A 20327-nucleotide genomic window follows, 5' to 3' on the forward strand; every position below is an offset into this window, starting at 1 on the left:
GATGTCTAGCAAATTAATATATATCATCTTTTTTACAGGAGTACTATATGCCTGTAATACCGTAAAACATAAACAAATTATTGAAGCATCAGATTCTAATTTGAAGCTTAATAATGGTGTTTTATTATACAAAGGCTTACCTTTTACAGGAAATTTACAAGCATATTATGTTGACAAAATTTTAAAATATGATATTGAATATGTTGATGGAAAAAAAGAAGGTTACGAGAAGTATTGGTTTAGAAATGGTTCAAAATCAATAGAGCGTTATTATACAAAAGGGCATAAATCTGGAGTACATAAAGCTTGGTGGAACGATACTGTTCTTAGATTTGAATATCATTTTAATAATAAAGGTGAGTACCATGGTATTGTTAAAGAATGGTATAAAACTGGTCAATTGTTTAAAATGTTTAATTATTTAAATGGAAAAGAGGTTGGTAGCCAACGTCTTTGGAAAATAGATGGCACTATAAAAGCCAATTATGAAGTGGTTAATGGAGAGCGATTTGGTTTAATAGGTTTGAAAAAGTGTTATACAGTGACAACAAATAGCGACGAAATTAGATGAAATATACTATTTTAATAGTATTGGTTTTTATTATTGCATCTTGTAAAAATAAGGAAGCTGAGAGTAATGAGATAGCAGAGTTACCTTATTTTAACAGTAGCGACTTTACCCCCGAGTGGAATAAAGCGATACATAAAATTCCAGCATTTTCTTTTACCAATCAAAATGGAGAAACTGTTACTAATAAAACGTATAAAAACAAGATTTATATAGCCGACTTCTTTTTTACTACTTGTCCGGGTATATGTCCTAAGCTTACAAAAAATATGACAGGTCTTCAAGAAGCATATAAAGATGACCATGATATTATGTTACTTTCTCATACTGTAATGCCTTGGAAAGATTCAATTCCTATTTTAAAAGATTATGCCCAAAGGAATGGTGTGAATGCTGCAAAATGGCATTTGGTAACTGGAGATAAGGATGAATTATATAATATAGCGAGAGCAGGGTATTTTGCTGATGAAGATTTTATAAAAACACAAGATGAAAGTGACTTTATACACACTGAGAATTTTATTTTAATAGACAAGCAAGGTTTTATACGAGGTGTATATAACGGTACTTTAAAAATTGATGTAGACCGTTTAAAGCGGCATATAGCGATTCTGAAACGGGAGATTTAGTGGTATAATTACTTTTCACGCGAATCCATATTTTGATTTTTTAGGATAGTCATTGAAATGGTTAAAAGCAGTCATGTCGATAAATATACGATTTAGACATCTCATTATATAAGCTTTAATTATAATGGGGTAATCTCCTGACTTCGATTTATTTTTTAAACTTTTTTGTTTGAAAATCGACAGTTTATTTATTTTCAGATTTCAATTCCTTTATACTGTTTACAACATCATTATGATTTAGCATGTCTTTCATAAACTGGTAAGCAGGTTTTGCAATAACCCTACTTAAAGCGGGTTCTATAACCACACATGCATCAGGACAACTTTTACAATCGTTACATTTGTTAATAGCACAGTCAATATCCTCATCATTGTCTTTAATTCTTTTTTTAATTTTTTTAATGCATAAAGTATCTAAAGCTATTTTCCCATAAATATTTTGAACATCTTCAAAAGTGAATTTATGAGGTAGGTAGATACTTATAAATCTTATATCGTCTTCTGTTTTATCAAGGTATTTTAATTTATTTTTTATGTATATGGGGAACATTTCTGTAGCCGCAACAGATGAAATAATGGCATTTATTTCGTTGGATTCATTGATCTCAAGATCTTTGCAGTAAGACAGATGTTCTTTTAAATAATTTTTGATAAATAAATCTTTATCATTTACAATGTTAACAAATACATCTTCTTTGTGTTTCTTTTTAAATACTTTATTAGTATCGACTTCCCGCTCCATTTTATTTACAGCGCTGTATAATTTATAAGCAGAAAGTAACCCTGAATTTTCGTAGATACCTCCATCGTTATATTGTCCTTTTCCTTCTATAGTGGCAGCAGGGCTTATTAGAGGGAATCTGTTTGTAGTAGATACAGCATTATAAAAAGAAAGGGTACTATTTCTTTTTGAGCCTAATTCCAGAATATCATCAGCCCCCATATATAGGAGCGAATTTATGTCTTTATGTTTATCGTCAATCTTGACAGAAACGGCCATACCCTGACCTCCTTTAATATTAGTCGTATTTGCAATAAGTATGGGAAAACCAGAATATTTTTCGTAGATATTCTTTTTCCAATAGTTCCTGAAAGGAGTAGAGTTGAATTGTAATGTATCAAATCCGGAGTATTCAGCATAAACTTTCATAGCTGATGTAGAACGATCCTTCCCTTTTGAATCACACACAAACCTAGGGACTAAAAGATGGTTTAAAAGATCCCTGCCGAGAAGATGTGTTAAATCCATAGCTAAGATGTTTTCAGTGGCTATGGTATCAATAGCGTTATCAATTTTATTTTTATGACTCAATGCCACAGTTGTGTTTACTAACCCAATAGTACCACCGGAGGCTCCGGACAGGCATACTGTATTATTAATGAAATCGGGGTGTTCTTTTATAATTTCGTTTAAAACCGCCATAGTCCACGCATTGGCTTTCATACCGCCTCCATAGCAACCAACATAGTATCGAGAATTTTGATTAGAATCTTTTCTTAACTTATTTACATAGGCTTCGAGGCTTAGTTCGCCAGATTTTTTTCTTTTAATTTGTTCTAAATGATACAAGTTACTCTTCGTGCCGTCTATAAACCTTGCTGTAATATTAAATATCAGTAAGACAAAAACGGCTGTAGCAAACGTAAAAAAGAAGCGTTTTTTGTTTTGTTTGGCGAAAACTTGATCTGATTGATTGTAATAAATAAAGTGTTTGATTATTATAACGATGATACCATAAAATAGGTAGAAGTATGATAGGATAATGATTATCGCATTAATACCCAGTGCTTGTTCTGGAAAGAAATTAATGAATATTAAAAAAAATAAATTAATAAAACCGCTGTATATTAAGATTTGAAGAAATACAATATTGTTACTCATGGAACCAAAGCTTAATTGCAATACACGTATTTTTGAAAAGAACTTTAACAAAGGGTTGCCTCCGGTAAAATCGTGACGCTTAAAATAGTCTCTTATCTTGTTTATTCTTTCGTTTATTGGAGTATCTATATTTTCGAGATTCATTAAAGTGAAAGCGTAGAAAATAGCCAATACTTTAGGATTGAAAAATACATATCTGAAAATAGATCGATATGTTCTGTAATACACATATGTAATCGATTGAAATACAATACATGTCAAGCTAATAAAAACTGTTGTTTTGTTATAGGGAGAATCAGCATATATATACAACGATATTAATAAAGCTGTATGAATAATAACGGTGGCAATTAAAAGCACTAAATAAACGAGCATGGGCCTTTTTATACTGTATGGGCTAGAGGTTTCGTTTTCATCATTGACTAAATAGACCTCTGTAGGATCATCAGTTACTCCTCCAATATTTAAAAAATCTTTATTGTCAATTTGCCATTTTTCTTTTTTCTTTTTTAAAACGTACAACCACCAGATAAGAGTTATTAGCAATGGAGTTGAAAGGCCACTAACAGAGAAATTGCAGATAAAGTTAGTGTCTGCAGTGTAAGCAATCATATAAAACAAGGCTACATAAAAGAAGGCTCCTAGGGTACGCCTTAAAAAATTAATATAGTTTTCATAATTCTTGTGACCTTTATTTTTATTGTTGTCTTGCTCAGTTTTTTTTATATACCAAATGGTACCAAATAGCCAAATTTTCCTAGAGATTCGCCAATCCTTTTCAGGGATTTTATCACCATTTTTTAAAAGAAAATAGTTTGGATAGTGTGATAGGGCGATGCAAAATATTGGTGCGAAAAAACCCAATAAGCCACCGACAAATAGAAAAGGGGATTCGTATAAATCTACTACAATAGAGTTTACCTGTGGTACTTTGGGTAAAGCAGAACCGATAATAAATAATATAATCAGGCTTATGTATGAGGACTTAATAAAATCCCAAATTATAGTCAGTCCATTTTGTATTGAATATTTTAGTATAGTCAATAGAAATATTATAAATGAAGAAGCGTAGAAAACTACTTTTATTGTAGCAATTTTTTTTGGATACGATTTATTTGTCAAGTAGTGGATGTTTTCTATAACATCAAAGGTATAAGCTGCAATAGCTGCTATTAAATATACCCAGAAAAACCATTTGTTTGTTGTGTTGTTTTTAGCTTTTGTATAGATGTAACACCCAATTATATATAACAGAAATATGGCCCATATAAAGTCTGTATAGAAGAAAAGTTTAAAGAAAAGAATAAACTTGTCATCAATAAGGGTGCTATCGAACCAATTAGCATCTATATTTTCGTCTGTAAATTGAGGACGATCAATAAGTCCATTAGTTTTGAACAGTCCAGTAAAAATGACCATACCTATAGTCAACAGAATGAATATGAAAAGGGAATATTTTGAGATACCGTTTCTTAAAAAATATTTGAAAGGGTTGTATGTTAAATTATTGTTTTTTAGCATAATATGTAGTGTTTGTATAAAATTACGTATAATTACAAAAATTGAAATACGTACATATACGTATTTTTTCAATTAAAAACTGATGTTTTATGAATAGAATAGTTCTCTTGTTAATTTTAAACATTTTAGTTCTTTTGAATTGTAAATCAAAAGAAAGATTCAAGCCAAGAAATATTTCTGAGGTTGAAATTCAAACCTTTTTGAAAGATTCCATGTTAAATGTAAGAGCTTTGGAAGTCAATGAAGGATGGGTGTCGGTTATTTCTTCAGCAGGAGTAGGTTATACTCTTTCTTTAAATAAGAATGACGCAGTTTTTAGACCAAAAATGTTAGACTCTTTAAATTACAGATCTTGTGCTTTTCAAAACAACACATTTTTTTATTTGTCAATAGGTAACCCTGTCAAATTATATAAAGCAGGTACATTGGTTTACGAAGAGATTCACGCTAAAGCCTTTTACGATTCCATGGATTTCTGGAATGACCAAGAAGGCATTGCTATTGGTGACCCTACAGATGATTGCATGAGTATTATTATTACTCGAGATGGAGGTGAAACATGGAATAAATTATCATGTGATTCTTTACCAAGCGCTAAAGAAGGAGAAGCTGCTTTTGCGGCGAGTGATACTAATATTGCCATTGTAGGGGATCGTACTTGGGTAGCTACTGGAGGAAAATCAAGTAGAGTTTTATATTCACCAGATAAAGGGAAAACATGGGAGGTTTATAATACACCAATAATTCAAGGCTTAGAAACGACAGGAATGTATTCTATTGATTTTTATGACGAACTTATTGGTTTTGCCATTGGTGGCGATTACACTAAGCCCAATGATAATGTAGCTAATAAAATTAAGACAGTTGATGGAGGCAAAACATGGGAGTTAGTAGCTCAAAATGAAAATCCGGGATATAGAAGCTGTGTGCAATATATACCAAATAGAGCAGGGAAGGAGTTAATAGCGATTGGGTTTAAAGGAATTGATTATAGTAATGATTCTGGTAATTCCTGGAAACATTTAAGCGACGAAGGTTTTTATACCATTCGATTTTTAAATGATTCGATCGCCTATGCATCCGGTGCGGGGAGGGTGTCTAAGTTAACTTTTAGGGAATAAACGAGACAGGCTGCTACGATATTTTAAATATTGAAGAATTAATTTTTTAGAAGCCCCCTTTTTATCTTTTTATTGTCTCTTTTTGTGTTCTTTATTTTTATAGTGATCTAATATTTTTCTTTTAAAATCATCTTCCGCTACTTTTAATAAAATAATTTTTTTCGGTGAAATAATTTTCAACAATTTAGAAGATAATTCCATGCGCTGTTTATGAAGTTCCTTTTCTGCTTCATTTAATTTAGTAATTAACTCTTTGGCTCTTTTATCGGTCATGGTATCTATACTAGATCTTATTTCTCGACGAATACTTCTAAGATCCTGATACTTTATTTTATTTGTAGTTTTATCATAGTTGTTATAAACAGGCCAAAACTGTTGAGCTTCTTGCTCTGTTAAATCTAATTTTTCTGTTATAAATGAAATTTTAAGTGCTTTTATTTTTTCTCTATTTTGCTGTGCTAACATATTTAGCGAAAAGAAAAATAACAATATGGGGAGTATGATTTTTTTCATGGTGTTTATTTTTATTCAACAATAATATCTTCAATGTCTAAATTGTTCAATATATATGTTTCTACGGTTTCTGTTTCTACGTTATACTCTATAAAATTTTCTTCCAATAAATCTTCTTCGGGCAGTAATGCTGCAATTTCATAAGAGCCAATATTCTCATCTATAATATAATTTTCTACTGTTTCAATGTCTAAGGAATCAAAAGTTAGTTCCTTTTCAAAAATAGAAAGATTAAATAAAAGTAATACAGCGGCAGCGACACTTGATATATAAATTAAGGTTCTTTTTTTAAATAACGGGATTACTTTTGTAGATTTCTTAGCAGAGACTTTATTTATTATGGTATCTTCTAATGTATCAAAATAGTCTTTAGGTAATTTAAAACCAGAATCACTGGACATTTTTTTAAGTTTTATATCACTTAAAATAACGTCTTCTAACTGGTTAAAATACCCGTCTGGAACTTTAAACCCGGTTTCTTTTATGTTATGTAGCTTATTTTGTTTCATTATCTTATTAGTAAGACCTATAGTTTTAAAAAAGGTTTAATCTTTAGTTAAAAACGCTTCAATTTTCTTAATGGCAATGTGATATGACGCTTTTAAGGCACCTTCACTAGTCTCCAGAATATCAGCCATATCTTTATATTTTATGTTTTCAAAATATTTCATATTAAAAACAAGTTGTTGTTTCTCTGGTAATATAGCAATAGCTTGTTGTAATTTTAGTTGAATTTCGTCACCATCAAAATAGGTGTCGGATGCTAAATCGTTTATAGCTAATCTCTGTATTTCTTCGCTTGTAACTTGCAGCCGTTTCGCATTTTTATTTATAAATGTAATTGATTCGTTGGTGGCAATACGGTATAACCATGAAAATAATTTGCTATCTCCTTTAAAGTTATGAATATTTTTGTAAACTTTAATAAATGTGTTTTGGAGTACATCGTCTGTGTCATCATGCGATTTAACAATATTACGAATGTGCCAATACAAACGTTGCTTGTAAAGCGTAATTAGTGTCCTAAAAGCTTTATCCTTTTGTTCTTCTGACTTTAGTTGTTCTATTAGTTCTGTTTCGTCGGTCACAAAAATGGTTTAGTTTTAGACTAATAAAGATACTGAAAGTTTAAACTTTATTTTTCGATTTTGTTGAAATATTGTAAATGTTTAACAATCAATTAATTATGTAATTTTAAATCGATTAAGTGTATTAAAACAACGATTAAATACATTTTTTCTTGTTTAAAACTGTTTTTTGTTTTATGTTTGTAACAGAAACCTACTTATGTTGTTAGCCTTCCCCAAGTCTATCAATGAACAAAAAAGGATAGAAGCCCAAATCTCTATCCTTTTTTATTTTTTAATATAATTCAGTTAAATCGTTTTTTAAAGTTTAAATGGATTAATTTTTTATCCAAAACTTTGCATCTCTACCAATTTGTAATAAACACCTTTTTTGCTAATAAGCTCTTTGTGTTTACCTTGTTCAACTATCTCCCCTTTGTTAAGAACGACTATTTCATCTGCATTTTGAATGGTAGATAATCTATGTGCAATAACAATAGAGGTTCTGTTTTTCATCATGTTTTCTATGGCAGCTTGTACAACTCTTTCACTTTCGGTATCTAAAGCTGAGGTCGCTTCATCCAAAATCATAATTGGAGGATTTTTAAGAACAGCTCTTGCGATACTTAAACGCTGCTTTTGACCGCCCGAAAGTTTATTTCCGGCATCTCCAATGTTTGTGTTAATGCCTTTTGGTAAATCTTTAACAAATTCCCACGCATTGGCAATTTTAAGTGCTTCGATAATGTCATCATCGGTAGCATTAGCGTTATCATTACCAAGCTTTAAATTGTTTTTAATGCTATCGTTAAAGAGAATAGCGTCTTGGGTAACTATACCCAATTTATTTCGTAGAGATTCGGTAGTTAAATCACGAATATCTGTCCCGTCTATTAAAATGTTCCCCTTATTAACATCGTAAAAACGAGTAATCAAGTTGGCAATAGTCGACTTACCGCTTCCAGATTGTCCAACAACTGCTACCATTTTACCTTTAGGAATGGTAAGAGAAAAATTGTTAAGAACGTATTCGTCTTCATATTTAAAAGAAATATTATCGAATTTTAGCTCAGAATCAAAACTTGTTTTATTAATAGCGCCTTCTTTATCTTTTAAAGGGTTTTCAGTATCAATAATTTCTTGTATTCTTTCTGCTGCTGCACCACCTTTTTTAATATTATAAAGACCTCTTGAAATCGCTTTTGCAGGTGTTAGTACATTATAGGATAGCCCCATGTATACAATAAACATACTGTCATCTAGATTAGTAGAAGTGCCACTTAATACAAGATTACCTCCGTACCATAAAATAACAGCTATGATGCATATACCTAAAAATTCACTGGTTGGAGATGCCAGATTTTGACGGTTTAGTAATTTATTTGAAAAATGGTAAAAGCGCGATGTGGATTCTTGAAATTTTTCGTTAAACTCCTCTTCGGCATTAAACCCTTTTATAATACGTAATCCTGTTAAGGTTTCTTCTAATGTAGATAGAAAAGTTCCTTGTTCCTTTTGAACGCGGTCTGATTTTCTTTTTAAACTTTTACCAATTTTGGAAATAACAAAGCCCATTATTGGAATAAAAATGAAAACAAATAATGTAAGTTGCGGACTAATGTAGAGCATCACTGCAATAGTGAAAATAATTGTTAGAGGTTCTCTAACAATAAGCTCTAAAACAGACAAAAAGGAATATTGTAAATCTAAAACATCGGCAGTTACTCTTGCCAGAATATCACCCTTTTTTTTCTCTGAAAAAAAGGAAAGAGGCAGTTCAACAGTTTTTCTATAAACTTTATTTCTAAGGTCTCTTATAACACCATTACGTAAGAATACCAGAAAATAGTTTGCAAAATAACCCGAAATGTTTTTCAACAGGAATACTGTTAAGATAAGGCAAACAACAAATACGAGTGCTTTAGAATTATCACCATTTGTATAATGGTCCATCATGAATGCCAGATATTTTTTAACAAAATCTCCTATGTCCATTAATCCAGACCATTCTGGTTTTACGGTTGGTACATTTTGCTCTTTGCTAAAAATAACATCTAACATGGGTTTTAAAGCTACAAAGGATAGTGTACCAAATAAAGCAAAAAAAATGTTGCAGATTATATGTCCAATAGCATATCGTTTATACGGTTTCGCATACCGTAAAATATTTACAAAATGATTCATCTAGTGATGTTATTATTTTTTACACTTCGACTACCTGCCCGTCCGGCAGGTGGACGCTCAGTGCAAGTTGTAACATTCTTAAAAGTTATTTTGAAATGAATTAATTCAAGTATAAAATGTGTCATTAATTAAGTTTCATATCTTTTAAGATGGCATCTATTTTAGATTCCAGTTTAGCTTCAGTGCTATTAAAGGCTTCGACAGATTCTAAAGTATCATTAACGCTAATGTAGAATTTTATTTTAGGTTCTGTACCACTTGGTCTTAGTGCTATTTGACTCCCATCTTCTGTATAATAAATTAATACATTAGATTTTGGGATGTCAATAGTAGTTTCTTTACCTGTAATCATGTCTTTGGTAATAGATAATTGATAATCTTCAACTTTTACTACTTTCGATCCGTTAACTACGGTTAGTGGATTTTCACGGGCATCAACCATCATTTGCTTGATTTCTTCTGCCCCTTCAATGCCTTTTTTAGTCAGAGAAACTAAGCGTTCTTTATAAAATCCATGTGCTACATATAATTTAATAAGTTCATTGTAAAAAGAACTTCCAATAGCTTTAGAGTGTGCTGCTATTTCACAGGCCAAAAGTGTTGATGTTACGGCATCTTTGTCTCTAACAAAGTCACCAACCATAAAACCAAAACTTTCTTCGCCACCTCCAATAAAATCAAGCTCAGGGAAATCTTTTATTAATTTTGCTATCCACTTAAAACCAGTTAAAACAATTTTGCTGTCTACACTATAGGCTTCAGCAAGTTTGTTTAGCATTGGCGTAGATACTATGGTAGATGAAATAAACTCTTTCCCTTTTATCTTACCTTCAGATTTCCATTGTTTTAATAAGAAATCAGTCATCATTAACATGGTTTGGTTTCCGTTAAGTAGTTGTAACTTATTTTCAGAATTACGAACTGCTACACCTAACCTGTCACAATCGGGATCTGTACCTATAACAATGTCTGCACCAACCTCGTTAGCTAATTCTAATGCCATTTTTAATGCTGCCGGTTCTTCCGGGTTTGGAGAGGCTACGGTTGGGAAATCCCCGTTAGGCACTTCTTGCTCTTTTACGATATGAACATTTTTATATCCGGCACGTTTTAAAGTTTCAGGAACTGCCGTAATTGATGTTCCATGAAGTGATGTGAAAACAATTTTAATGTTATCTTTTGCTTCTTGTGAAGCACTACCACTACCATTTTTTACCGATGCATCTATAAATACATCATCAACATCTTTCCCTATATAATGGATGAGATTATTATTGGCTTCAAATTTTATATCGGCATAATCCAGATCGTTTATTACCTGTATCACAGCATTATCATGTGGAGGTACTAACTGGCCTCCATCTTGCCAATATACTTTATAACCATTATATTCTGGTGGATTGTGTGACGCAGTTAAAACGATACCACAATGGCAATTTAAATGTTTTACAGCAAAAGAAAGTTCTGGAGTTGCGCGCAAATCTTCAAATAAATAAACCTCTATATTATTTGCCGAAAACACATCTGCTACAACTTTAGCGAGTGTTTTACTGTTATGTCTACAATCATAGGCAATAGCTACTTTTAGATTTTCATTAGGAAATGATTGGTGTAAATAATCACTTAAACCCTGAGTACTTTTTCCAAGAGTGTATTTGTTTATGCGATTGGTACCTACACCCATAACGCCACGCATACCACCAGTTCCAAATTCCAAGTCTTTATAAAAACTTTCCTGAATATCTTTTGGATTATTGGCAATGCTATCTTTGATGAAAGCTTGTGTGTCATCATCAAAAGTTGGAGTTAACCAGGCATTTATTCTATCTAAAATCTTTGGTTCTATGTAAATCATGTCTTAAATTAAGTATGAGCAAAAATAGTTAATTTGTCAGATAAATTCTTTCTTTTTTCTATCGAACTAATATTTAATAACGCAAACGTTTTAGTGTTTTATAAGTCCTCCAAGAGTCATATTTTAAGAAAAAAACAACCATTCTAATTAAAATTTAATTCATTTTTAATTGAGTAACGTTTTCTGTCTTGTTTGGTTCGTAAAACAATTTCTCCTAAGAAACCTGCAACAAAAAATTGTGTACCAATAATCATAGTTGCTAGTGCTATATAGAATTGCGGCCGTTGTGTAATAAGTCTACCTGTAGGGTTTAAAAATAACTTATCTATACCCAAATAGAAAGAAAACCCTAAACCGATGGTAAACATAATAAACCCTAAAGCACCAAATAAATGCATAGGACGTTTACCGAAGCGTGATAAGAACCAAATGGTGATTAAATCTAAAAACCCATGAATGAAGCGGTTCATCCCAAATTTTGTTTCACCATATTTTCTAGCTTGATGCTGTACTACTTTTTCACCTATTTTTGAAAACCCAGCATTTTTAGACAGAACGGGGATATAACGATGCATTTCACCATTAACATCAATGTTCTTAATCACATCTAACTGGTAAGCTTTAAGGCCACAATTAAAATCGTGTAATTTAACACCAGAGGTCTTTCTGGCAGCCCAGTTGAATAATTTTGAAGGTAAATTTTTGGCAATAACAGAATCGTAACGTTTCTTTTTCCAGCCAGAAACCAAATCGAAACCGTCATTTGTAATCATGTTGTAAAGTTCCGGGATTTCATCGGGATTGTCTTGTAAATCGGCATCCATAGTAATAACCACATCGCCATTTGCTTTTTCGAAACCAGCATGAAGTGCTTGTGATTTACCAAAATTCTTAAAAAACCGAATGCCTTTTACATGTTGGTTTTGTGATGCTAATTGTGTAATAATTTGCCAGGAATTATCTGTACTACCATCATCAATAAAAATAATTTCATATGAAAAATGATTGGATTGCATAACTTTTGCAATCCAATCATGTAATTCTGTTAAAGAGTCTTGTTCGTTTAGTAGTGGTATAACTACAGATATATTCATTTAAAAGGTTTCAATATTTACTATTCAAAAATAATGAATTTATTCTGTGTCTGGGTTACTTTTTTTCATTGCAGCTGCAACTATTAGTCCTATGATTGCAAAAAAGATAATACTTTGCGCTAAAGATTTAAATTGAGTGCCTATAGCGAAAGTATCTTGATTCTCAATTTGTTCAACACTTTCAGCAATTTTTTCAATTGGAGCGCCTGCACTCCTCATAAAGTTTTCCGTATTGCTAATCAAAATATCTTTTATTTCTAGTGAAGCTTGTGGATCGATAAAATTAAAAATGATAATTGAAACTAATGTGCTTATAATTATGCCTACGGTAACTGTTATAAAAAAGGAAGAAAAAGCTTGTTTGAAGGAAAGAAAGTTATTAAAGTAAGCTTTAATTTTTGCAGTAGCAACTATCCCGAAAACTATAATAGCTAATGGTAAAATTAAAAGCATAACCCAATAATTCACCAATAACCCAAGATTTATTGTATATCCTAAAAGCGTAAATAAAGATAAACCAATTCCTAAATATAAACCATAGTTTATAGCAATAGACTTTAAAGATTTTTCCATAATATTTTGTTTAAAATGTTAGTTGAATTATTAGTATTCAAAGATAGTGAAACGTTACACAAGCGGTCTAAATAAAAAACAATAAAAAGCATTGTGCATTTCTAAAAAATACTTAAATTTGCAGCTCTAAAATTGTAAAGAATAAAAAGATTTAGTGATGAGAAAAGGTATACATCCAGAAAATTATAGAATAGTAGCATTTAAAGATATGTCTAACGATGATGTGTTTTTAACAAAATCTACTGCAGAAACAAAGGAAACTATAGAGGTTGATGGCGTTGAGTATCCACTTGTTAAAATGGAGATATCAAGAACATCACACCCATATTACACTGGTAAATCTAAATTAGTAGATACAGCTGGTCGTATTGACAAGTTCAAAACTAAATACGCTAAATTTAAAAAATAATTTAATCGTATTATAATATATATTAAGCCTTTCATAAACTGAAAGGCTTTTTTATTTTATCTAATTGAGTTACTTTTGAAAATGTAAATAAAAGGCTATAAAAACTAAAGCTTCTAACTCACAACTTTAATTTTTTATGAATTATATTCTTTTTGATGGATCTTCTCGTAACAATTTGTTACCATTTACATTCACCAGACCGGTTGCAGATATTAGAATTGGAATTTTAACCATTCGTGAAAAATGGGAATTTTTTTTAAACTCAACTACGACTACAGTTACCGAAGATTATTTGTCTGATAAATACCCAATGGTAGAAATGGAAGAAAATGTGATGATTCATGCATCGTATCTTCCAAATCTAAAATTGGTTGAAATGATAAAAGGATTAAAAGAAAACCAGGCCATTTTTAAAGGAGAAGATGTTATTGCCTTTTTTGCTAAAGAAGCACAAGATGATATCGATTTTGATCGGTTTGAAATATTTGAGTTTAATGACAATATTATAAAGGTTGAAAATACTTGGGATATATTTTCTAAAAATGGAGAAGCCATTCAAGAAGATTTTAACTTAATTACAAAAGACAGAGTATCTCAATCTATACCGCCTAGTAATAACATTATAGCTTCGGAGAATATTTTTATCGAAGCAGGAGCAACATTGGAATTCGTGACGCTTAATGCAAGTAAAGGTCCCATTTATATAGGAAAAGATACAGAAATAATGGAAGGCACCACCATACGTGGTCCTTTCGCTTTATGTGAGCATGCCGTAGTTAAAATGGCTGCAAAAATTTATGGACCAACGACTATTGGCCCTTATAGTAAAGCTGGTGGTGAGATAAATAATTCTGTATTATTTGCCAATTCAAATAAAGGACACGACGGTTATTTAGGAAATTCTGTTTTAGGTGAATGGTGCAATTTAGGAGCAGATACTAATAATTCTAATCTAAAAAATAATTATGCTGAAGTACGATTATGGGATTATGAAACAGAAGGTTTTGCAAAAACAGGTTTGCAGTTTTGTGGACTTATGATGGGAGATCATAGTAAATGTGGTATCAATACCATGTTTAATACAGGAACTGTAGTTGGTGTGAGTGCTAACATTTTTGGAAGCGGATTTCCTAGAAATTTTGTGCCAAGTTTTAGTTGGGGGGGGAATGGTGGTTTTACTACGTATTTAACAAAAAAAGCCTTTGAAGTGGCAGGAGTCGTTATGTCAAGACGAGGTATTGAATTTGGAGAACAAGATAAAGCTATTCTTGATAATGTATTTGAAGAAACTAAAAAATATAGAAGAGAATAAAAACTTTTAGTAACTTTAGTTCGTAACAAAACGGAGTTATGAAGTGTTTTCTGTATGTATTTTTATTGGGACTGATTGGCTTTGCGCAAACAGAAAACGTTACAGTTACAAATGTAAAAATAAACACAGAACATCCGCACTTTGGCTTAATGCGAATTGCAGATAACAAGATTATATTCATATCTCATTTACTAGATAAAAAAGGGCGGTTAAAACGATTTCAGGGAGCTCCTTTATTAACTATTTATCAAGGAGATTGGTCTAATAATGGTAACATCGAAAATGTAAAAGCCATAGAAATAGACCCAAAACAAAAGATTTCCAATATTACCAGCGCTACAATATCTCCTGATGGAAAATTACTTTATTTAACCACAAGATATACCTATAAAAATAAACCTAAAGGAGACTTTAATATGGATAACTTTCATATTGAAGTAGGTGAATTTAAAGCTGGTTTAGGGTGGACAGATTTTAAGGTACTTCCTTTTTGTAAACCGAGATACTCTTATGCGCACCCTGCTTTAAGTAAGGATGGAAAAACTTTATATTTTACAACTAACCAAAGAGGTGGTAAGGAAACTACTAAAGGCGGATCGGATATTTTTAAAGTTGATGTTTTAGGAAACAACACCTATAGCAACCCTAAAAACCTGGGAAGTAAAATAAATTCCTATAGTCGCGAAATGTTTCCTTTTATAAGTGATGATAGTACCTTGTATTTTGCATCAAATAAGGCAGGTGGTTTTGGAGGATTTGATATATATAGAAGTAAAATGGGCGATGATGGCACCTTTGAAAAAGCCGTTAAATTACCAAAACCAATTAATAGCAAAAAAGATGATTTCTCCTTAATAATTGATGCTAATAATAGTACTGGTTATTTTTCATCAAAACGAGAAAAAGGAAAAGGGGATGATGATATTTATTATTTCGCAGAAAACTAAAAATGCTTCATGTTAGGACTTTTACTTATTTATTTTATTGGAAAAAGATTTTATGATCTATCGGAAGAATATAGCCAAAATAAATGGCTGTATGCTATATTAGGTATTGTCATTTATTATGTTGGAACTTTTATAGTTAGTATCGTTTTAGCAGTTTTAATTGAGTTTGGAATAATCGATATAGACTTAGAAAACAGCTTTGTAATAGGCTTAATAGCTTTGCCATTTGGAATTGGCGCGGTGTATTTATTTTATATTCTATTAGAGAAAAAATGGAAAAAAGCTGTGGTTGTAGTAAAAGATGAAATAAGCGATATTGGAAAAAATATTGAAGACTAAAGCATTGTTTTTTTGTAAAAAAAATAAAACAATTTTCCTATGTACCGATAACTTCGTCGTTCTGTAATTTAATTTGGTTCTATATCGAAATAGTGATAGTATAACCATACTATTTTTTTATATTAGCTATAAGTTTACAACTTTTAAGAGATATAGACTTTTATCATAAGCCCCAAAAAGATAAATAGTGTTGCATATTTTTAAAAATGAAAAAAAAATAAGTATTATTTTTTTTATTATTTTAACTATAGATATTTTAGTTAAACTAAATCTTAGCCCTTTTCCATATAGATATATTTCCAAGCCATTAGTAATAATACTGCTATCGCTATATTATTATTTTAATACTAATGAGAGGAGACATAAAAAAAAGTTATGGATAACCTTAGCACTGTTTTGCTTTCTAGTAGGAGATATGCTTATTTTAAAACATACTAATATTATTTTTTTAAGTATTAGTATGTTTTTTTTCGCTATGGGGAAAGCCTTTTTAAGTTTGCGACTTTCTCACAGATCAGATTTCAATATTATGAGACTGATCCCCTTTTCTATGATCTTGTTTACTTATACATTTTTTATAGTGAGTTTTCTTTATAATAGTTTGAAAGGCTTTTTTATACCGGCATTGATTTCCTTTTTTGTATCACTTTTACTTATTGAATTTGCTTTTTTAAGAAAAGATGTTGTTAACAAAGTTAGTTACTTATATGTGCTTTTAGGAACTGTTTTTTATGTGCTTTGTGAGAGTATGATTGCAATAAAAACATTTAAAATGGATTTGCCAATGCAAGATGTTTTAATTATGGCGGTTTATGGTATAGCTATGTATCTTATTGTTTTTGGAATTGTAAGAGAGAATAAAAAAGGAGGTGGTATTAGTTTTTTTTAACCTGTCTCAAGTCCAATAGGTTAATAGGGTTAATCCCTAGTCCAGAAACACGTTTTCTGGTAAAACGAATTACTTCGTCGTAAAATAAAGGAACCATAATAGCATTTTGCATAGCAATAGAATCCATGGTAGTATACATATGTTTTCGTTTTTCAATATCGGTTATGGTAAAAGCGTTATTGTATAGACTGTCTAGTTGTGTGTTTTTAAAATGAAAATAATTTGAACCATTAGGCGCAAAATTTTTACTGTAAAAAATTGACAAATAATTTTCGGCATCTAAATAATCCGCTACCCAAGAACTTCTAAACATGTCTACTTTTCCATTAGATCGGGCACTTCGTAAAGTTGCTTCAGGCATAACATCTACATTAATTGTTAAACCTGCTTTTTCCAGTTCACGTTGTATAAATTCGCAAAAACTTAAATAATTACTGGTGGTTATTAAAGTAATTTCAGGATTGGAAATACCACTCTCTTTTTTAAACTGATCTACTAACTGTTTTGCCTTGTCGGGTAAATAAGAAAAGCCAATAGATTCATTGTAACCTTGAAGTCCTTTTGGAATGAAACCACCATTTGCCGGATTACCAACACCATTATTTAAATAGAGCATCATTTTTTTTCTGTCAAAACCATAATTAATTGCTTTTCTTATGAGTTTAGACTGTATTTCGGGCGTTTTAGAATCTAGATAAAAGCCCAAATACTCCGTATTTAGGTAAGGACCACGAATCATATTTACGGTTTCAGAATAGGCACTGCGTAATTTTCCATCGGCTGTTAAAAGCTCATCTTTATATGAAGCATCCAAACCAGAAAGATAATCTATATTGCCTTGGGCAAACTGTAAAAATTCACTTTGTTTATCGGGTAAAAAGGTAATAGCAACAGCCTCTAAATAGGGTAGAGGGTTTCCTTTAGAGTCTTTTTCAAAATAATTTTCATTCCTTCTAAGAACAAGTTTAATGTTTTCTTCCCAGCGTTTAAACTTAAAAGGTCCGGTACCTATAGGATTCGACCTAAACTCAGTACCATAATGTGTTACAATTTCTTTTGGAACTACCGAGCAGTATTTCATAGATAATAGACCGATAAAAGCAGGAAATGGCTGTTTTAATGTGATCTGGAAAATGGTATCATTTATGGCCTTAAAATCATCAACTTTGTTTAAAACCCAGCTTCCGGGAGCAGCAACTTTTTCGTCCCTTAAACGGTTTAAACTATATTCGAAATCCTTAGCAGTTACTAACCGTGTTAAGCGGTCTCCAAATAATTCATGTTTATGAAAATAGACATCATTTCGTAAGTTGAATGTGTAAGTGATAGCATCATTAGAAATAGTCCAGTTTTTAGCGATACAAGGTTTAATGTTTAAGGCACTATCCAGTTGAACAAGCCCGTTGAATAATTGATTATTTGCCGAATTGTCTTGTAAAGTTCTGGAAAAAGCAGGATCTAAAGTATTAATATTGGCATATTCGTTATATCTAAAAACTAAATGTTCTTTGTTTGCTAATGTATTGTCTGTGCATGAGATTAATAGTAAAGAAAAGCTTATTAAAAATAAATAAGGTGTTAAGTATTTTATGCTAGTTTTTAATGATTTCATTTAAAAGCAGATAGTTTAAAAAATTATTGTTTATCCTTCGGGTAAAGCTTTCCAGTTTTTTATGACACCAGAATAAAAATAGATAAAAAGTAAATTAATTATGAATAAGACATAACTCCAGTTTACACCTAAACTCCCCATTAAATTAAAACAATCTTTATTATTGAAATCAAAAGAATAATTTCCAACACAAGCATCAGATTGGTGTAAAGATATTATTGTAATTATTAGAAAGACATAAAGAATAAACCCAGAAATAGACATGTTTAGACAAATAGCTACAACAAGTTTTTTAAGTTTTTTTGAATAAAAGATAGGAATAGATAAAATGATGGCACCTAAAATTAAAGTTAAGTACGATACAAAATACCCAGAGTTATTATCATTGAATTTAGTTATATATGAGAATAGAACTGTTAGCAGAGTTACAAAAACAGTTAATATACCACTACTTATAACTGTGAATAGTAATGCTTTTAATCCTGTGACTCTAAACATAAAAATTAAAGAAGAGAAAAAGAATGAAAACCATATAAAAAAATGGATACTTTCTTGGAGTGGGTTACTTGCTTTTATTTCTTTAATATTATCAAAAACATAGTGTAGAGCATTATTGTCTAAATAATAATCTGTAATATGATTTTTGTAAAAAGTATCAATAGCGGTTTTCGGTTCAGTATCGGCAAATTGTATAGTTTCTTTAGGAGCGGTTCTAATTAAGTGTTTTAACTCGAAATTGTCATTTGGATGATAAACCATCTTAAACCATTCATCAGCAGTCAGATTATGTCTAATTTCATATGTATCACTAACCATTAAAAAATCTGCCAATATTTGTTTTATTTCATCAGAATTATTTCGTTTTAAAAGGTCGTAACCTTGTTTATTCCATAGTTCCTGATTTTCATTAAAATCTTGTTGGTAACTATAGTTATCATATTCATATTCATATTCATAAAGTTGATTGGTATAATTATATTCGATAACATCGTATGCTAATTTATCATCGCTAGATTGATAAAATATTTTTGAATAATTAAAGTAACTTGGGCTATTAGTTTGAACAAAACTTGAAATATCAAAAAGGGAATCTTTGTAAAAGTAAGTTCTAACTGAATCTTGTGTTTTGTGATAGACAAACCCTTTATAGGTTGAATCTTTAAATCCTTGATCTAATGTGCCTTTCTTTTTGTAAAGGGTGTAAAATCTATATTTAAAATCTAAAAAACTTAAAAACAAACTGTCATTGTCAGTATGTATTCCTTTAGAAATCGTTTCACAATACAATGTGTTGAATGGATGCGGATATCTACGTTGATTAATTGTATAGTCAGTTATCTTTTCTGAAAAAAATAGAGAAGCACTATTAGAAATAATAATTTCTTTTTCTATGCGTTCATCATCATACTTGGATGAGATATATGATTTGACTCCAAAATTATATGAGATATAAAACGTAGTAGAAAAAAAAGTTATAATTAAATAAATTAAAAATTGTTTAAATAATTTTACTCTGGACGTTGGATAAAAACTTTTGAAGGCATTATTTTTAAATAGAAAAATAAGCCATGTAACAAGTATTAAGGTAGATAAAATAATACTTATAAAAATTGTACCATTTTCAAAAAAGATAGATTTAGCACCGTATTCGTGTAAAATTTTTGGATTTGTAATAGCTAAGAACCCAAAAATAAAGAATAAAATATGTAAAATTAGTGTAGACGATAATACCCAAACTAATTTTGTATTCCAAATTATGGGATAATTTTCAAGTAAATATTGATTGATTTTATATATAAGTTTTTTCATTGA

General features: G+C 30.7%; 18 protein-coding genes. 8 read left to right on the top strand and 10 right to left on the bottom strand.

What is annotated here, in order from left to right; all coding sequences use genetic code 11:
• Window position 1: 1 nt before the first annotated feature.
• Together Q4Q35_RS07815 and Q4Q35_RS07820 are read left to right on the top strand one after the other, a co-directional pair.
• The gene (locus tag Q4Q35_RS07815; protein ID WP_303277405.1) at window positions 2-571 is read left to right on the top strand and encodes a toxin-antitoxin system YwqK family antitoxin; all 570 of its coding nucleotides are present in this window, start codon (window positions 2-4) and stop codon (window positions 569-571) included.
• Window positions 568-1197, top strand: coding sequence for an SCO family protein (locus tag Q4Q35_RS07820; protein ID WP_303277406.1), 630 nt, complete (start codon window positions 568-570; stop codon window positions 1195-1197). The genes Q4Q35_RS07815 and Q4Q35_RS07820 overlap by 4 nt, the downstream gene beginning before the upstream one ends.
• A 184-nt stretch (window positions 1198-1381) precedes the next feature.
• On the opposite strand, the gene Q4Q35_RS07825 is transcribed toward Q4Q35_RS07820, so the two are convergent.
• Window positions 1382-4600: a hypothetical protein gene (locus Q4Q35_RS07825; protein WP_303277407.1), complete on the bottom strand. Its 3219-nt coding sequence runs from the start codon at window positions 4598-4600 to the stop codon at window positions 1382-1384.
• 89 nt (window positions 4601-4689) lie between these two features.
• Here Q4Q35_RS07825 and Q4Q35_RS07830 point away from each other — a divergent pair, with 89 nt between their 5' ends.
• Window positions 4690-5721: a WD40/YVTN/BNR-like repeat-containing protein gene (locus tag Q4Q35_RS07830; protein WP_303277408.1), complete on the top strand. Its 1032-nt coding sequence runs from the start codon at window positions 4690-4692 to the stop codon at window positions 5719-5721.
• Window positions 5722-5790: 69 nt separating this feature from the next.
• Here Q4Q35_RS07830 and Q4Q35_RS07835 read toward each other — a convergent pair whose 3' ends face one another.
• The 7 genes from Q4Q35_RS07835 to Q4Q35_RS07865 all read right to left on the bottom strand — a co-directional run bounded on the left by Q4Q35_RS07835 (window position 5791) and on the right by Q4Q35_RS07865 (window position 13007).
• Complete coding sequence (locus Q4Q35_RS07835; protein ID WP_303277409.1) at window positions 5791-6234, bottom strand: sensor of ECF-type sigma factor; 444 nt, start codon at window positions 6232-6234, stop codon at window positions 5791-5793.
• A gap of 11 nt (window positions 6235-6245) precedes the next feature.
• Window positions 6246-6743 (bottom strand): hypothetical protein, encoded by a 498-nt coding sequence (locus Q4Q35_RS07840; protein ID WP_303277410.1) that lies wholly within the window; start codon window positions 6741-6743, stop codon window positions 6246-6248.
• A 36-nt stretch (window positions 6744-6779) separates the two neighbouring features.
• Window positions 6780-7322 (bottom strand): RNA polymerase sigma factor, encoded by a 543-nt coding sequence (locus Q4Q35_RS07845; protein ID WP_303277411.1) that lies wholly within the window; start codon window positions 7320-7322, stop codon window positions 6780-6782.
• Between the two features lie 324 nt (window positions 7323-7646).
• Window positions 7647-9485 (bottom strand): ABC transporter ATP-binding protein, encoded by a 1839-nt coding sequence (locus tag Q4Q35_RS07850; protein ID WP_303277412.1) that lies wholly within the window; start codon window positions 9483-9485, stop codon window positions 7647-7649.
• Between the two features lie 124 nt (window positions 9486-9609).
• A complete protein-coding gene (locus tag Q4Q35_RS07855; protein ID WP_303277413.1) occupies window positions 9610-11340 on the bottom strand; it encodes a phospho-sugar mutase in 1731 nt (576 codons plus the stop codon).
• Between the two features lie 143 nt (window positions 11341-11483).
• The gene (locus Q4Q35_RS07860; RefSeq protein ID WP_303277414.1) at window positions 11484-12434 is read right to left on the bottom strand and encodes a glycosyltransferase family 2 protein; all 951 of its coding nucleotides are present in this window, start codon (window positions 12432-12434) and stop codon (window positions 11484-11486) included.
• Window positions 12435-12473: 39 nt separating this feature from the next.
• On the bottom strand, window positions 12474-13007 hold the full coding sequence (locus tag Q4Q35_RS07865) for a DUF4199 domain-containing protein (protein ID WP_303277415.1): 534 nt from the start codon (window positions 13005-13007) through the stop codon (window positions 12474-12476).
• A 157-nt stretch (window positions 13008-13164) separates the two neighbouring features.
• On the opposite strand from Q4Q35_RS07865, the gene Q4Q35_RS07870 reads away from it, so the two are divergent.
• The 5 genes from Q4Q35_RS07870 to Q4Q35_RS07890 all read left to right on the top strand — a co-directional run bounded on the left by Q4Q35_RS07870 (window position 13165) and on the right by Q4Q35_RS07890 (window position 16903).
• The gene (locus tag Q4Q35_RS07870) at window positions 13165-13416 is read left to right on the top strand and encodes a type B 50S ribosomal protein L31 (RefSeq protein ID WP_303277416.1); all 252 of its coding nucleotides are present in this window, start codon (window positions 13165-13167) and stop codon (window positions 13414-13416) included.
• Between the two features lie 136 nt (window positions 13417-13552).
• Window positions 13553-14728: a GlmU family protein gene (locus tag Q4Q35_RS07875; RefSeq protein ID WP_303277417.1), complete on the top strand. Its 1176-nt coding sequence runs from the start codon at window positions 13553-13555 to the stop codon at window positions 14726-14728.
• A 38-nt stretch (window positions 14729-14766) separates the two neighbouring features.
• On the top strand, window positions 14767-15675 hold the full coding sequence (locus tag Q4Q35_RS07880) for a hypothetical protein (RefSeq protein WP_303277418.1): 909 nt from the start codon (window positions 14767-14769) through the stop codon (window positions 15673-15675).
• A 9-nt stretch (window positions 15676-15684) separates the two neighbouring features.
• Complete coding sequence (locus tag Q4Q35_RS07885) at window positions 15685-16014, top strand: hypothetical protein (RefSeq protein WP_303277419.1); 330 nt, start codon at window positions 15685-15687, stop codon at window positions 16012-16014.
• A gap of 187 nt (window positions 16015-16201) precedes the next feature.
• A complete protein-coding gene (locus tag Q4Q35_RS07890) occupies window positions 16202-16903 on the top strand; it encodes a lysoplasmalogenase family protein (RefSeq protein WP_303277420.1) in 702 nt (233 codons plus the stop codon).
• On the opposite strand, the gene Q4Q35_RS07895 is transcribed toward Q4Q35_RS07890, so the two are convergent.
• Both Q4Q35_RS07895 and Q4Q35_RS07900 read right to left on the bottom strand, forming a co-directional pair.
• Window positions 16890-18515, bottom strand: a complete 1626-nt coding sequence (locus tag Q4Q35_RS07895) for an ABC transporter substrate-binding protein (RefSeq protein WP_303277421.1) — start codon at window positions 18513-18515, stop codon at window positions 16890-16892. The two genes, Q4Q35_RS07890 and Q4Q35_RS07895, sit on opposite strands and share 14 nt — an antisense overlap.
• Before the next feature lie 30 nt (window positions 18516-18545).
• Window positions 18546-20324 carry a hypothetical protein gene (locus Q4Q35_RS07900; protein WP_303277422.1) on the bottom strand — a complete coding sequence of 593 codons (1779 nt, stop codon included), beginning with the start codon at window positions 20322-20324 and terminating at the stop codon, window positions 18546-18548.
• Window positions 20325-20327: the final 3 nt, after the last annotated feature.

Origin of the sequence: Flavivirga aquimarina (genome assembly GCF_030540835.1) — a bacterium.
Taxonomy (GTDB): domain Bacteria; phylum Bacteroidota; class Bacteroidia; order Flavobacteriales; family Flavobacteriaceae; genus Flavivirga; species Flavivirga aquimarina.

What these genes read in the sequence shown, in the direction of transcription:
- Q4Q35_RS07855 (WP_303277413.1), bottom strand. Translation starts at nt 11,340, where the DNA reads ATGATTTACATAGAACCAAAGATTTTAGATAGAATAAATGCCTGGTTA.
- Q4Q35_RS07850 (WP_303277412.1), bottom strand. Translation starts at nt 9,485, where the DNA reads ATGAATCATTTTGTAAATATTTTACGGTATGCGAAACCGTATAAACGA.
- Q4Q35_RS07840 (WP_303277410.1), bottom strand. Translation starts at nt 6,743, where the DNA reads ATGAAACAAAATAAGCTACATAACATAAAAGAAACCGGGTTTAAAGTT.
- Q4Q35_RS07885 (WP_303277419.1), top strand. Translation starts at nt 15,685, where the DNA reads ATGTTAGGACTTTTACTTATTTATTTTATTGGAAAAAGATTTTATGAT.
- Q4Q35_RS07900 (WP_303277422.1), bottom strand. Translation starts at nt 20,324, where the DNA reads ATGAAAAAACTTATATATAAAATCAATCAATATTTACTTGAAAATTAT.
- Q4Q35_RS07870 (WP_303277416.1), top strand. Translation starts at nt 13,165, where the DNA reads ATGAGAAAAGGTATACATCCAGAAAATTATAGAATAGTAGCATTTAAA.
- Q4Q35_RS07865 (WP_303277415.1), bottom strand. Translation starts at nt 13,007, where the DNA reads ATGGAAAAATCTTTAAAGTCTATTGCTATAAACTATGGTTTATATTTA.
- Q4Q35_RS07820 (WP_303277406.1), top strand. Translation starts at nt 568, where the DNA reads ATGAAATATACTATTTTAATAGTATTGGTTTTTATTATTGCATCTTGT.
- Q4Q35_RS07875 (WP_303277417.1), top strand. Translation starts at nt 13,553, where the DNA reads ATGAATTATATTCTTTTTGATGGATCTTCTCGTAACAATTTGTTACCA.
- Q4Q35_RS07830 (WP_303277408.1), top strand. Translation starts at nt 4,690, where the DNA reads ATGAATAGAATAGTTCTCTTGTTAATTTTAAACATTTTAGTTCTTTTG.
- Q4Q35_RS07895 (WP_303277421.1), bottom strand. Translation starts at nt 18,515, where the DNA reads ATGAAATCATTAAAAACTAGCATAAAATACTTAACACCTTATTTATTT.
- Q4Q35_RS07860 (WP_303277414.1), bottom strand. Translation starts at nt 12,434, where the DNA reads ATGAATATATCTGTAGTTATACCACTACTAAACGAACAAGACTCTTTA.
- Q4Q35_RS07815 (WP_303277405.1), top strand. Translation starts at nt 2, where the DNA reads ATGTCTAGCAAATTAATATATATCATCTTTTTTACAGGAGTACTATAT.
- Q4Q35_RS07835 (WP_303277409.1), bottom strand. Translation starts at nt 6,234, where the DNA reads ATGAAAAAAATCATACTCCCCATATTGTTATTTTTCTTTTCGCTAAAT.
- Q4Q35_RS07825 (WP_303277407.1), bottom strand. Translation starts at nt 4,600, where the DNA reads ATGCTAAAAAACAATAATTTAACATACAACCCTTTCAAATATTTTTTA.
- Q4Q35_RS07880 (WP_303277418.1), top strand. Translation starts at nt 14,767, where the DNA reads ATGAAGTGTTTTCTGTATGTATTTTTATTGGGACTGATTGGCTTTGCG.